Below are 12,708 nucleotides of genomic sequence, written 5' to 3'. Positions count from 1 at the left end.
GCCTTGGGGTCATGAGCGGCGGCGAGTCTCTGCGCGAAAGCGCCGTCTTCAACCTGGGCGGCGCGATCACGATGATCGTCGATGATTCGCCTTTCTCCCTGACCCTGACGTCCAACGCCCTGACCGGTTTCGGCATCCGGCCGACCTATGCGTGCGGCATGGGCATGGAAGCCAAGAAGTTGCTGACCGACAAGCCCGTCGATCTGCTGGTCGTCGATACCGACATGCCCGACATCGACGGGTTCGAACTGGTGCGGTGGCTGCGTCGCTCCGGCCCCAATCCCAACGCCTTCACCCCCGTCATCATGACTGCCAGCCACATTCGTCGCGGGCGCGTCACCGAGGCGCGCGACTGCGGCGCCAACTTCGTCGTCACCAAGCCCTTCAGCCCCGCCCTTCTGCTTGAGCGCATCCTGTGGGTCGCGCGCGACACCCGGCCCTTCCTTGAGGTCGGCGACTATCTGGGCCCGGATCGCCGGTTCCGACACACCGGCTATGAAGGCGTGGAACGTCGCGCCGACATGATTCGCAAGGCGAAGGGGATGGAGAGTCTGGCCCTATGACCGTCATCACCCACACTCAGCGCAAGTCGCGTCTGGCAGAGATGCTGGATCGCCCCGGCGGCGTTAGCATCGGCGTCGCCTTGGCCCAGGCCCGCGCCAATCTGGACGGACTTCAGGATCAGGCCCGCGCCATCATCGGCGACAATATCGCCGTCCTGCTGGCCAAGCCAGATCCGAACCTGATCGAGCCGATGCGGCTGGATCTGGCCTATTCCGCCTCGAGCCAGATCATTGACGCCGCCAGTCCCTTCTCGATGGACGACCTGTGCACAGCGGCCAAGGGCCTGTGCGACCTGCTGGACGCCGCGCCGCGTCAGGGCGGGTTCGACTGGCGCATCGCCACGGTCCATGCCCAGGCGATGAAGCTGTTGCTGGCGCTCCCGCCGCAAGAGCAGGCCGCACGGACCGCCATCCTGACGAACCTGCATGAGGTTCTGAGAAAGAAGCTTCCCGCCGCCGATCAGTCGGCCATCTGAGGCGTCTTGCCGCCGCGCGTCTGTTTGCGCCACAGCGCCGCATATTCCCCGCCTTGTCGAGCCACCAGTTCGTGGTGCCCGCCGCGTTCGACGATCCGCCCGGCCTTCAGCACCAGAATCTGGTCCGCGTCCGCCACGGTCGACAGCCGGTGTGCGACCACCAGGGTCGTGCGCCCGTTCCTGGCCTTGCGCAGCGTCTTCTGGATCGCAGACTCGGTCCGGCTGTCCAGAGCGCTAGTCGCTTCGTCCAGGATCAGGATGCACGGATCGGCCAGCAGCGCGCGTGCGATGCCTACCCGCTGGCGTTCGCCGCCCGACAGCTTCAGCCCCCGTTCACCGACCTTGGTCTGCATCCCGTCCGGCAAGCCGCGAATGAAGTCGGCCAGTTCCGCCGCCTCCGCGGCCGCCCACACCTGCGTCTCATCCGCCTCAGGCCGGGCGAACGCGATGTTAGCGGCCAGGGTGTCGTTGAACAGCGCCACATCCTGCGGCACCAGCGCCACCGCCGATCGCAGCGAGGCCTGGGTCACCTCGCGCGCATCATGGCCGTCGATCAGCACGCGCCCTTCCTGCGGATCGAGCAGACGCAGCGCCAGTTTGACAATGGTGGACTTGCCCGCGCCCGAGGGCCCGACCAGCGCCGTCGTGGTGCCAGGCGCAGCGTAGAAGCTGACGTCCTCCAGCCCATTGGCCCGCGCGTCGTGGCGGAAGCCGACGGCTTCGAACGCTACCGACGCCCCGCGCGCATCGACCGGCCGTGGCAGGGCGACGGCGTTCGGCGCATCGGCGACCTGCGGCGTCTGTCGCGTCACCTTCAGCATCTCCTCCATGTCGATGAAGGACTGACGGATTTCTCGATAGGCGAAGCCCAGAATGTTCAGCGGCGCATATAGCGAGATCATGATCAGCACCGCCGCTGTCACGTCGCCCGGCCCCATCCTTCCGGCCGCCGCCTCGAACCCGGCCATCACCGCCATGACGCCCAGCCCCAGGTTCATCACCAGGGCCTGCATCCCGTTCAGCATGTTCAGCGAACTGTTGGCCTTCAGCGACGCCTCGGCATAGTCGCCCAGCGCCCGGTCATAGGTCTGAGCCGCGCGCGTCTCGGCCCCGAACGACTTCACCGTCTCATAGTTCAGCAGGGCGTCGACCGAGACGCCGGCGGCCTCGGAATCGGCCGCATTCATGATCCGGCGATGCTCCAGCCGCCAATTGGACATGGCGAAGGTGGCGGCGGTGTAGATGACGACCACGACCACCGCGACGGCGGCGAAACGCCAGTCGTATTTGGCGCCCAGCACCCCGGCCGCCAGCACCAGCTCCACCCCGGTCGGGACCAGGTTGAAGGCTAAGATGCGCAGCAGGAAGTCCACCGCGCGCGATCCCCGGTCCATCGTCCGCGACAGGGCGCCCGAGCGTTTGGTCTGGTGGAAGTCCAGCGACAGGCTCAGCGCATGGGCGAAGGCCTCGGCCGCCGTCGCGCGCTGGGCGGCGGCGCGCACCGGCGCGAACACCACGTCCGACACCAGGGGCGAGGCCGCCGATAGAAACCGCACGAGGGCCCAGCCGATGGCGAAGGCCGCAAAGCCCAGGCCGACGGCGGTCGCCGCACCCTGCCCGGCCGCCAGACGGTTGACCGCCGCGCCCAGCACCAGCGGCGCCAGAACGCCCAGCCCCTTGCCCGCCAGCGTCAGCAGGATGGCCGAGATCAGCCGCAGTTTCAGGTGCGGCGCGCCCGATCGGGCCACCAGCCGCGCAAGGTCCCCCAGCGCCGTCAGCGTCGGGGGTCCGTCCGTCTTGTCCTGTGGGCTCCCTGCCTGCTGCGCCTTGACCATCGGGTCACGCCTGCCGCCGGAGCGTTCGCCTCGCATCGCCATGATGCGCATATGGAAAGCCAATGCGACCGGGGAAAGGCCACGCTGGCGCGCGAGCGGGGATTCGTCGCTCAGCCCAGACCGGCGACCGCCTCGATCAACTCGTCCACGGCCGCTTCCTGCGTCGCCCACGAACAGACAAAGCGTACCGAACCGTCATCGAAGGCGTAGCAGGCCCAGCCCATTTCGTTCAGGCGGGCGTGCGCCTCTGGCGGCATCCGCACGAAGACGGCGCTCGCCTCCACCGGATGGGCCAGGACGAAGGGCGACCGCCCCGCGATGCCGGCCGCCAAGCGCTGCGCCATCAGATTGGCGTGGGCGCCGCCCGACTCCCAATCGCCGCTTTCCAGCAGTCCCAGCATCGGACCCGACAGTAGCCGCGTCTTGGACGATGTCTGGCCCGCCTGTTTCAGACGGTTGTCCAGTCGCCGCGCCAGGCTCTTGTCGAACAGCACGATCGCCTCGGCGCAGTTGGCGCCTGCCTTGGCCCCGCCGAACACCAGCACGTCCACGCCCAGACGCGAAATGTCCTTCAGGTCGAAACCGGCGGCGACCGCATTGGTCAGGCGCGCGCCGTCCATGTGAACGCCGTAGCCCAGCGCCTTGGCCGGTTCGATCAGATGACGCAGTTCTTCCTCGGTATAGACCGAGCCATATTCGGTGGCCTGCGTCAGCGACAGGGCGGCGGGCGGCTGACGATGCCCGACTTCGGGTTCGCCCAACTGCGCCTGCAGCGCCAATGGATCGATCTTGCCCGAGAACCCCGGCAGCCCGATCAGGCCGACGCCGTGACCGAAGAAGCCCGGCGCGCCCGTCTCGTCGGTGCAGATATGCGCCGCATGGTGAGCCAGCACCGCCTCATAGGGTTGGGCCAACATCGACAGGGCAATGGCGTTGGCCGCCGTCCCACTGAATACAAAACGCACGTCGGCGTCCGCATCCAGACGCTGGCGAATCTGGTCGGCGGCGCGGGCGGTGACCTCGTCTGCGCCATAGGCGCGGGCGAATCCCTTGTTGGCGCGCACCAGGCCTTCGAGGGCGCTCAGCGCCATGCCGGCGGTGTTGTCGGAGCCGAAATCGTAACGCATCAACGGTTCGTCGCCTTCAGATCGGCCGTATCGTCTTCGACCGTGCGGACGCGCACGACCGGCACCACATCCTCATCGCCATAGGGCACGGCGACCTGATGCGGGAACGGAATCTCGATCCCGGCGGCGTCCAGCGCCTCCTTGCCGCCCTGCATCAGATCGGCCTGGGTCTGCCACCAGTCGCCGACCTTGACCCAGGCGTGCAGCGTCACCTGAACCGAGCTATCCAGCAGGCCCGTCACGCCGGTCCAGGGATGGGGATCGTGCAGCACCTTGTCGTGCGCGGCGGCCATATCCGCCAGCACGCAGCGCGCTTGGTTCAGATCGTCGCCATAACCGACCGTGAAGTTGATCTCGATCCGGCGCGTCTGCTGGCCGGTCAAGTTGGTCAGCGGATCGCTCAGGACCTTGGAGTTCGGAATGACGATCTTGTGGTTGTTGGCGTTGGACAGCTGGGTCGTGAACAGGTCCAGGCGCTGCACCGTGCCGCTCATCCCGCCGACATCGACCACGTCGCCTACGCGATAGGGCCGCAGCACCAGCAGCATGATCCCCGACGCCACGTTCGACAACGTGCCCTGCAACGCCAGACCCACCGCCAGTGACGCCGCGCCCAGCACGGCGATGATCGAGGTCGTCTGAACGCCCAGCCGCTGCAGCACGGCGATCATGCCGATGATGAAGACCACCACCCGCACGACCTGGACCGCGAAGCTCAGGACCGTCGGATCGTGGCGGAATCCCTTGACCCTCGACAGCGTATTGCGCGCCCCGCGCGCCGCCCATTTCGCCGCAAAGACGGTGAGGACGAAGATCAGAATGGCGATCGTCAGGTTGATCGCGAAATCACCCGCCATGTCGGTCAGCTTGGCGATCACGGCGGCATCGATCGAAACGGCCTTACGGCCCGCGGCCACCGCGTCGGCGACTTCGTTGGAAATAGGCAGAGACATGAGGTCGGGTCTAACGCCTGACGCGACGATTGGAACCCCCGAAAGCCCGATTTCAGGCCTTTGCGATCCGCCCGCCGCCGCTTTCGATAGCGTCCAGCAGGTCCATCACGTCGTCGATGGTGTTGGCCTCTCGCGCCGGCTTGTCCCAGCGAATTCGGCTGACGCGCGGGAAACGCATGGCCACGCCGGACTTGTGCCGGGTCGAGCGATTCAGCCCCTCGAAGGCGATCTCCAGCACCAGTCCGAAGTCCCGCTCGGCCCGCACCGACCGCACCGGCCCGAACCGGTCGATGGTGTGATCGCGCACGAACTTGTCGAGCTGTTTCAACTCCTCGTCGGTGAAGCCGAAATAGGCCTTGCCCACCGGCGTCAGCGGCCCCTCCGGCGTCCAGACGCCGAAGGTGTAGTCGGAATAGAAGCTGGAACGCTTGCCGTGCCCGCGCTGGGCGTACATCAGGACGGCGTCGATGACGTGGGGGTCGCGCTTCCATTTGAACCACGGTCCCTTGGGTCGCCCCGCCAGATAGGGGCTGTCCCAGCGTTTCAGCATCAGCCCCTCGGCCGCCGCCCCGACCGGCGGATCGGCTCGCAACCGCGCCAACTGATCCCAATCCGCATAATCGACCACCGGCGACAGATGCAGTCGCTCGCCGGTATGACCATTGACCAGGGCCTCCAGGCGCGCCCGACGCTTGCGCAGCGGCAGGCCGCGCAAATCCTCGCCATCCTGGGCCAGCAGGTCATAGGCGACGACCGCAGCCGGAAAGGCCTGCATAGCCTTAGCGTCCACCGACTTGCGATTCAGCCGCTGCTGAAGGTCCCCGAACGGCGCGACCGCCCCGTCGCGCCAGATGATCAGCTCGCCATCGATCGCACCTTCGAACGCCAGGGCCTCCATCACGTCGGGAAAGGCGGCTGAAATTTCGTCTCCGGTGCGGGAATAGAGTTTACGGACCTCGCCCTCCAGCACCGCCTGAACCCGAATGCCGTCCCACTTCCATTCGGCCGCATAGTCAACCGGCGACAATTTGGGCAGATCGACCGCTTCATCGATGGCGACCGCCAGCATGACGGGTCGGAAACGGCCGGGCGCATCCGGGCTGGGCCGCTCCGCCCTGCCCTCCAGCCAGGCGAACAGGTCGGCGTAGGGCGGCTCGACCGCGTGCCAGACCTCCTCGATGGCCGAGGCGTCCAACGCCTCCAGCGTCATCTGCGCCTCGTCGCCCTCCGGCGAAGGCGGCGCCATCACCGCGTCCGGGCGCATCATGGCCGCGGCCGTCTTGGCCAGCCGTGCCGACAGGCCGACGCGCAAGGCCCCGGTCATCAGCTTCAGCAGCGCCCAGCGCCCTTTCGGCTCCAGCGCATCCAGCCAACCCTCCAGAAGACCGCGCACCTCCGTCCGCGTCGCGGTCCTTAGCGCCTCGACGACCTCGGCCAATTCTGGCTCGCGGTTTGGCCGATGGTCCGGCGTCACGGGCCAGATCAGGGCCACTGTCTCCGCCAGATCACCCACATAGTCGTAGGACCAGCCGAACAGCACGCTGTCGACCCGGCCTTCAACCGCCTTTCGGATCATGGCCGGCTTGGCCGCGTCGAACGTCAGGTCGCCGGTCAAGGCCGCCAGCGCCCATCCCCGGTCGGGATCAGGCGTCGCCCTCAGATAATCGCGCACCAGCACCAGCTTCGCATTGCGCGAGGCCGTCAGGGACAGGCGGTCCAGTAGCTCGGCGAAGGCGCGCATCGTCATCCATCTTGGGCGCCGGAAGCGTCGCCGTCTTCATCAGAACGAAAAACGCCCCGGAGGTTTCCCTCCGGGGCGCATCTCAAATCCTCAGTAGATCAGTTGAACAGTCCGGCGATCACGGCGGTGATCAGGCCGCCGGCGACGGCGGCGAGCACCACGTCATTACCGCTGCGGACATATTGGTAGCCACGGGGCGGCGCGCGCAGGCCATAGCGGTTGTAGTCGTTCACCACATAGGCGTTGGTGCGGTAGTAGGACGGCATCCGTTGACCATAGCTCCAGGTCCGAACCGCATAGCCGCGCGGCGGGACATAGCGCGGGGCGTTGTAACGACGTTCCGCACGCTGCCAGCGCTCATAGGCGCGTTGCTGCTGGCGATAATCGCGACGATCCTCGCGCAGTTCGCGGCGGTAATCGCGGCGATCCTGGCGGTAGTCCCGACGATCGTAGTGGTCAGGACCCGGACCGTGACGTGCGGCGGGACCATGCGGACCGTGGGGCGGTACGGGCTGGGCCGAGGCTGCGCCAGCGGCGCCCAGCGCGCCGGCGGCCATGACCGAAGCGATTGCGGTGGTCAGGATCTTTTTCATGATCGTGTCTCCATCTGCGCCGAAGATCATCGGCTTGGGTGCAGTTATGGAGCACGGCGACTGAGGCGCGCCTGAACCGGCGTCCTCGGGCTAGGTTCATGTCGGGAACACAGGATCGCCGCAATCAGGCGGCGACGGAGGCCTCAGACGACGGCAGCGCCATCTGCGCGACCGCGTCGCGACCGCCGCCGACGCGGCCCATCAGGGCGGCCAAGGCGCCGAAATCGATCGGCTTGTTCAGATAGGCGTCGGCGCCCGCCTGAAGACCCGCTTCGTGATCCTCATGACGCGCCGAGGCTGACAGCACCACGATGGGGGTGCCGGCGTTCTGGCCGCCTTCGCGGATCATGCGTGTCGCGGTCAGTCCGTCCATCACCGGCATGTTCACATCCATGATGATCAGGTCGAACGGCTGGTCCTTGGCGATATCGACCGCGATCTGGCCGTTCTCGGCCGTCGAGGTGACGTGGCTGGCCGAGCTCATCCAGGCCTCCAGGATCATTCGGTTCACAGGGTGATCCTCGACCACCAGGACGCGCAGCGATTCGCCGCCTTCGATCTCGGCATGAACCTCGGCCGCCGCGACGGGCTTGGCCCATTCCACGACCTCGGCCTCGATTTCCAGGGTGAAGCACGAGCCCTCGGCGAGCTTGGACGTCACGGTGATGTCGCCGCCCATGATGTTGGCCATGCGTCGCGCGATGGTCAGGCCCAGACCGGTACCGCCAAAGCGCCGCGTGGACGAGGTGTCGACCTGAGTGAAGGGCATGAACAACCGCTCCAGATCGGCCGCCGCAATGCCTGCACCGCTGTCCTGGACAACGAATTCGAACCGCACGCGCTGATCCGACACGCGATGTCCGCGTACGAGATAGTGGATCTCACCGGCCTCGGTGAACTTGACCGCATTGGACAGCAGGTTCTGCACCACTTGGCAGACGCGCAGCGGATCGCCCCGCACCACCGTCGGGATCTCGCCCTCCACGGTCGTCACGAACGTCAGGCCCTTGGCTTCGGCCTGGGCCTCGAAGGGGCCGGTGATGCGCTTGTTTAAACCGTCGATGACGATATCGACGACCTCGAAGTTCATCTTGCCGGCCTCGATCTTGGTCATGTCGAGGATGTCGTTCAGCAGCGACAACAGATTGTCGCCGGAGTTGCGGATGATCGACAGATATTCGCGCTGCGTCGTCTCCAGTCGCGTCGCGCTGAGCAGTTGGGCCGCGCCCAGCACGCCGTTCATGGGGGTGCGCAGTTCGTGCGAGATCACCCCCAGGAAGTTCGACTTGGCGTCATTGGCGGCGTTGGCCTTGTCGCGGGCCGCTTCCAGTTCCTCGATCAGATGCGCCTGGTGTGACTGGAAGGCCCGGATGCGGTCTTCGCGCAGCAGGGTCATGGTCACCAGCACGAACAGACCCGCCGCCGTGAACGGCAGGACCGCCAGCATCGACCAAAACTCGGTTGTGCCCCACAGACTGAACAGAATGATGGTGGCAGCCGCGCCATACGGCGAGGAGATGATCAGGGCCTGACGCGGCGAGCTGCGAAGCTGAGCGAAGACCAGCACATAGCCGGAAATCAGCAGGGCAAGGGCCAGGGGCCGTCCGAACTCGGTGGGCGAGAACCACGCCATCAGAGGCGCTATGGCCCAGGCGCCGGTCGTCACCGTGGCCACGATCGGGAAAATCACACCCCAGTTGGTGCCGACGCGATGGCTCAGACGATGTTCGACCAGTCCCCGCAGCGACCCAGCCGCCAGGGTGCCGCCGAACCACAAGAGCGCCGGCCACAGGCCCACCGTGCCCAGCAGGCCCACGGCCCAGGACGTGATGATCATGTAGCGAAGATACTGGGTCTGCAGAATGGCCGTCAGGGCCTGGGCTGCGTCGCCGGCGCGTTGATCGCCTTCGAGCGCCCTCGCGACGCCATCGGATTCCACCATAAGCCCAGATCCCCACGTTCTGTTTGGTCGAATGACGCTAAGACGAAGGTTCTAAGACGATGTGAACGCAGTTCTCTCGCTCAACTCGCCTCCTCCGGGGTCAGCGCCTTGATCGAAAGAGCGTGGACCGGTCCGGCCATCTCGTCCTTCAGCAGGGCGTTGACCGCGCGCTGTCGCGCCAGCCGCGATTGCCCCTGGAAAGCAGCGGACACGATCACCAGATTGAAATGGCTTTCTCCGCCAGGCTTGGCGTCCATTCCGCCTTCATGATGGTGTCCGGCGTGGCGCCAGCTGTCGTCTTCGACCTCCAGACGCAAGGGCGACAGCCCCGCCGTCAGTTTTGCACGAATAATCGTCGCCACCGGGCCTTCAGACATGATCGATTCCTTGATGCTGTCCCAATCGGGCTTACACTTCAGCTGATGTCCGCCTCCTTTCAATACAAGCCGCGCTTCACCGACATTCGGGTGAAGCCGCCCAAGCCAGAGGAAGAGGCGGCGAAAGCCGACGTCCTTCACCTGAAGCCGGGCGAAAAGCCATGCCAGTGGCCCGACTGTCGCCGGGCTGCTGCGGCCAAGGCGCCCAAGTCGCGCGAGCGGCTGAACGACTTCTACGAATTCTGCCAGCCGCACGCCGGCGAATACAACAAGGGCTGGAACTTCTACGCCGGCATGAGCGAAGGCCAGATCCGCGCCGCCCAGGAAAACGAGGCCATGACCGGCGGCCGCCCGACCTGGGAAATGCAGGCCGGCAAGTTCACGCGCGAAGCCGCCGCCTTCGCCGCCAAGATGGGCACCTCGAATACCACCGGCGCCGGCTCATGGCGCGACAGCTTCGGCCTGTTCGGGCGCAAGGGCGATCAGGCGCCGCAGTCCGCGACCGAGGACCGCCGCATCGGCAAGCTGGAACGCGCCGCCCTGGCCGACCTCGATCTGGATCCGGGCGCCGACAAGGCGAAGATCAAGGCTCAGTATCACGAGCTGCTGAAGCGGTTTCACCCCGACACCAACAGCGGCGACCGCAGCGCCGAGGCCAAGCTGCAACGCGTCATCAAGGCCTGGAAGACACTGAAAAAGGCCGGCCTGGCCTGACGGCCTATTCGGCGTAGATCATCTTGCGCGTCATCCCGCCGTCCACGGTCAGCACCTGCCCCGTGACGAAGCCCGCTTCGGCGAGATAGAGCACGGCCCCGGCGATATCCTCGGCGCGGCCGACGCGGCCGACCGGATGCTGTTCGTGATCGACAGAACGCAGATCCTCGCCATCCGAAATCCAGCCGGGCGCAATGGCGTTCACGCGAATCCGAGGGCCTTCGCTGATCGCCAAGGCGTGGGTCAGGGCGAACAGCGCGCCCTTGGACGCCGCATAGGCCTCAGTGTGCGGCTCGGACATGAAGGCGCGCGTCGAGATCATGTTCACGATGGCGCCGCCCTCGTTCAGCATCGGAATGGCGGCGCGGCTCATCAAAAAGGCGCCGGTCAGATGGCTGTCGATGGTCTTGCGCCAGTCCGCCAGCGACAGTTCAGCCAGCGGGCCGTTCACCGGATCGGCGATGCCCCCGTTGTTGACCAGCAGATCCAGCGACGACCACCCCAGCGTCTCGAACGCCTGTTTGACCGAATCCTCATCACCCAGATCGCAGTCGATGTGACGGGCGTCCCCCTCGCTCGGTTTCAGGTCGAAGGAGGCGACCTCCCATCCGTTGGCCAGCAGGGCGTTACAGACGCCCGTTCCGATCAGGCCCGATCCGCCCGTGACAATCGCTTTTTTCATGGTCCGAAAACCGGCGACGGCCGGCTTGGTTGCGCCGGATCATGGCTGACCGGCCGCCTGGCTGTTCGCGGCAGCCATCATCGGGCTCGACGGCTCGCGGAAATAGCGATCGATCCCGTCCGCCACCGACTTCATCAGGCGACGGCGCGCGCGCTCGTCAGTCAGAAGCCGCTCGTCCTCGGGGTTTGTGATGAAGCCCATTTCCAGCAGCACGGCCGGCACGTCGGGCGCCAGGAGGACAGCCAGGCCCGCATCGCGATGGCTGCGGCGAAGCAGAGGATGGTCCGAGCCCTCCAGATGGGTCAGCAAGACCCGCGCGAACTGGGCCGAGCGGTTCTGGGTCGCGCGCTGAGTCATGTCGAGCAGGATGCGATCCACCGACGGGTCGCGCCCCGGCAGATGCAGCTCGCGGTGCCAGTTGTCGCCGCGCGTGAACTCGCGCACGGCCCGGCCCGCGCCCTGCTCCGACAAGGTATAGACGCTGGCCCCGCGCAGCGCCGGGTCGGCGCCGGCGTCAGCGTGCAAGGAAATGAACAGATCGGCGTCGGCCTGACGCGCGATGGAAACACGGCGATAGAGATCGACGTAGCGGTCGTCGGTCCGGGTCAGGCGCACGCGATAGCGGCCGTTCTTCTCAAGCTCGGCCTTCAACGCCAGGGCGGCGGCCAAAGTGACCTGCTTTTCCTGGGCGCTTGCGCCGCTGGCGCCCGGATCATTGCCGCCATGGCCGGCGTCGATGACAATCAGGGGGCGTTCAGCGCGGCGCGGCGGCGCGCTGGCGCGCGGCGCCGGCGTGGTCGAGGCGCGCGCGGCGGCTCCCGTCGCCTTCAGGTCCACGACATAACGATAATGGCTGACGCCATCGCCGGGCGGCAGAAGGAAGCGCCGTTCGATCTCGCTGCCGCGCGCCAGTTCCAGCTGAACACGTGACGAACCGCCAGACGAAGTGACCTCATAGGAGCGCACCAGACCGGAACCGCCACCGTTCAGACCACGCCCTGGCGCAACACCGCTGAGGGCCAGCACCACCCGGCCTTCGCCGCCCGCGTCGATGACGCGTCCTTGCGCCGTCTTGTCCAGATCGATGACGACGCGGGTCCGATCGCCATCGGCGCCGAAGCGCACCGCCAGCACATCGCCCTGCGCGCCCCAGGCGAAACCGCGCGTTGCGGACAGACCGACCATGCAGATGACCACGAAGGCCAGGGCGGTCATCGCCCACTCCTTCGCGCCCCAGCGCATCAGACCTGTCAAAACGCGACCGCTCATCTGCGTCGGCGAACCCGGTTTAAGCCTACTTGAACCCCATCATGACAGAGGCTCGTATTCAGGGGGTTAAGGCGAGCGCCTTTTAATTCTCCCGTTGCATGACTATGCTGTGACCGCTCGCGAACCGATCGCGCCGATTTCGCCTCTGCGAATCTTGGCGCGCCCTCCTCGCGGCGTTGACTTTCACCAATCCTAGAACCGCCCCGGCCTGGCCGATGGTTCGAAGAGCGGACCAGGGACGCGGCCTTCCCAAGGGATTGGCGCGCCCGGTTCAGGACCGACGACTTAATGGGCCTTTCCGCCTGCGTTCCCCAACGGCTTGATCAAGCCTTCTTCGCCGTTCTCGGCGAGGGGATGTCGCGCGCGACGGCCCTCACCTTCATTCGGCGAGCCGCCATGACCCTGTCCGGAGATCCGGGACGGTCGGCCTGCGCGC

General features: G+C 66.5%; 12 protein-coding genes. 3 read left to right on the top strand and 9 right to left on the bottom strand.

Translation table 11 applies throughout. The annotated features are described in order from the left end of the window. Positions 1 to 11: 11 nt before the first annotated feature. Both PFY01_RS07910 and PFY01_RS07905 read left to right on the top strand, forming a co-directional pair. Entirely contained in the window at positions 12 to 563 is a 552-nt protein-coding gene (locus PFY01_RS07910) for a response regulator (protein WP_271040884.1), read from the top strand. Further along, on the top strand, positions 560 to 1,039 hold the full coding sequence (locus PFY01_RS07905; protein ID WP_271040883.1) for a chemotaxis protein CheE: 480 nt from the start codon (positions 560 to 562) through the stop codon (positions 1,037 to 1,039). Before PFY01_RS07910 ends, PFY01_RS07905 begins: the two co-directional genes overlap by 4 nt. On the opposite strand, the gene PFY01_RS07900 is transcribed toward PFY01_RS07905, so the two are convergent. From PFY01_RS07900 to PFY01_RS07870, 7 genes are all read right to left on the bottom strand, one after another. After that, positions 1,024 to 2,910, bottom strand: coding sequence for an ABCB family ABC transporter ATP-binding protein/permease (locus PFY01_RS07900; protein ID WP_420197066.1), 1,887 nt, complete (start codon positions 2,908 to 2,910; stop codon positions 1,024 to 1,026). The genes PFY01_RS07905 and PFY01_RS07900 overlap by 16 nt on opposite strands. Positions 2,911 to 2,984: 74 nt before the next feature. After that, complete coding sequence (locus tag PFY01_RS07895) at positions 2,985 to 4,001, bottom strand: threonine aldolase family protein (protein WP_271040882.1); 1,017 nt, start codon at positions 3,999 to 4,001, stop codon at positions 2,985 to 2,987. Then, positions 4,001 to 4,954, bottom strand: coding sequence for a mechanosensitive ion channel family protein (locus PFY01_RS07890; protein WP_271040881.1), 954 nt, complete (start codon positions 4,952 to 4,954; stop codon positions 4,001 to 4,003). Before PFY01_RS07890 ends, PFY01_RS07895 begins: the two co-directional genes overlap by 1 nt. Before the next feature lie 52 nt (positions 4,955 to 5,006). Then, positions 5,007 to 6,695: a cisplatin damage response ATP-dependent DNA ligase gene (locus tag PFY01_RS07885; RefSeq protein ID WP_271040880.1), complete on the bottom strand. Its 1,689-nt coding sequence runs from the start codon at positions 6,693 to 6,695 to the stop codon at positions 5,007 to 5,009. 98 nt (positions 6,696 to 6,793) lie between these two features. Continuing rightward, positions 6,794 to 7,288 (bottom strand): RcnB family protein, encoded by a 495-nt coding sequence (locus PFY01_RS07880; protein ID WP_199061338.1) that lies wholly within the window; start codon positions 7,286 to 7,288, stop codon positions 6,794 to 6,796. A gap of 124 nt (positions 7,289 to 7,412) precedes the next feature. Then, entirely contained in the window at positions 7,413 to 9,230 is a 1,818-nt protein-coding gene (locus PFY01_RS07875) for a response regulator (RefSeq protein WP_271040879.1), read from the bottom strand. A gap of 80 nt (positions 9,231 to 9,310) precedes the next feature. Then, positions 9,311 to 9,607 (bottom strand): BolA family protein, encoded by a 297-nt coding sequence (locus tag PFY01_RS07870; RefSeq protein WP_055804669.1) that lies wholly within the window; start codon positions 9,605 to 9,607, stop codon positions 9,311 to 9,313. Positions 9,608 to 9,652: 45 nt separating this feature from the next. Here PFY01_RS07870 and PFY01_RS07865 point away from each other — a divergent pair, with 45 nt between their 5' ends. After that, positions 9,653 to 10,321: a J domain-containing protein gene (locus PFY01_RS07865; RefSeq protein WP_017506027.1), complete on the top strand. Its 669-nt coding sequence runs from the start codon at positions 9,653 to 9,655 to the stop codon at positions 10,319 to 10,321. Positions 10,322 to 10,325: 4 nt separating this feature from the next. On the opposite strand, the gene PFY01_RS07860 is transcribed toward PFY01_RS07865, so the two are convergent. Next, a complete protein-coding gene (locus PFY01_RS07860; protein WP_271040878.1) occupies positions 10,326 to 11,003 on the bottom strand; it encodes an SDR family oxidoreductase in 678 nt (225 codons plus the stop codon). A gap of 39 nt (positions 11,004 to 11,042) precedes the next feature. Beyond that, complete coding sequence (locus PFY01_RS07855) at positions 11,043 to 12,218, bottom strand: N-acetylmuramoyl-L-alanine amidase family protein (RefSeq protein WP_228763701.1); 1,176 nt, start codon at positions 12,216 to 12,218, stop codon at positions 11,043 to 11,045. Positions 12,219 to 12,708: the final 490 nt, after the last annotated feature.

The sequence above is a fragment of the Brevundimonas vesicularis genome (assembly GCF_027886425.1).
Taxonomy (GTDB): Bacteria; Pseudomonadota; Alphaproteobacteria; order Caulobacterales; family Caulobacteraceae; genus Brevundimonas; species Brevundimonas vesicularis_C.
This window is presented reverse-complemented; position numbering and strand designations above follow the sequence as displayed.

What these genes read in the sequence shown, in the direction of transcription:
- PFY01_RS07910 (WP_271040884.1), top strand. Translation starts at nt 12, where the DNA reads ATGAGCGGCGGCGAGTCTCTGCGCGAAAGCGCCGTCTTCAACCTGGGC.
- PFY01_RS07905 (WP_271040883.1), top strand. Translation starts at nt 560, where the DNA reads ATGACCGTCATCACCCACACTCAGCGCAAGTCGCGTCTGGCAGAGATG.
- PFY01_RS07900 (WP_420197066.1), bottom strand. Translation starts at nt 2,910, where the DNA reads ATGCGAGGCGAACGCTCCGGCGGCAGGCGTGACCCGATGGTCAAGGCG.
- PFY01_RS07895 (WP_271040882.1), bottom strand. Translation starts at nt 4,001, where the DNA reads ATGCGTTACGATTTCGGCTCCGACAACACCGCCGGCATGGCGCTGAGC.
- PFY01_RS07890 (WP_271040881.1), bottom strand. Translation starts at nt 4,954, where the DNA reads ATGTCTCTGCCTATTTCCAACGAAGTCGCCGACGCGGTGGCCGCGGGC.
- PFY01_RS07885 (WP_271040880.1), bottom strand. Translation starts at nt 6,695, where the DNA reads ATGCGCGCCTTCGCCGAGCTACTGGACCGCCTGTCCCTGACGGCCTCG.
- PFY01_RS07880 (WP_199061338.1), bottom strand. Translation starts at nt 7,288, where the DNA reads ATGAAAAAGATCCTGACCACCGCAATCGCTTCGGTCATGGCCGCCGGC.
- PFY01_RS07875 (WP_271040879.1), bottom strand. Translation starts at nt 9,230, where the DNA reads ATGGTGGAATCCGATGGCGTCGCGAGGGCGCTCGAAGGCGATCAACGC.
- PFY01_RS07870 (WP_055804669.1), bottom strand. Translation starts at nt 9,607, where the DNA reads ATGTCTGAAGGCCCGGTGGCGACGATTATTCGTGCAAAACTGACGGCG.
- PFY01_RS07865 (WP_017506027.1), top strand. Translation starts at nt 9,653, where the DNA reads ATGTCCGCCTCCTTTCAATACAAGCCGCGCTTCACCGACATTCGGGTG.
- PFY01_RS07860 (WP_271040878.1), bottom strand. Translation starts at nt 11,003, where the DNA reads ATGAAAAAAGCGATTGTCACGGGCGGATCGGGCCTGATCGGAACGGGC.
- PFY01_RS07855 (WP_228763701.1), bottom strand. Translation starts at nt 12,218, where the DNA reads ATGACCGCCCTGGCCTTCGTGGTCATCTGCATGGTCGGTCTGTCCGCA.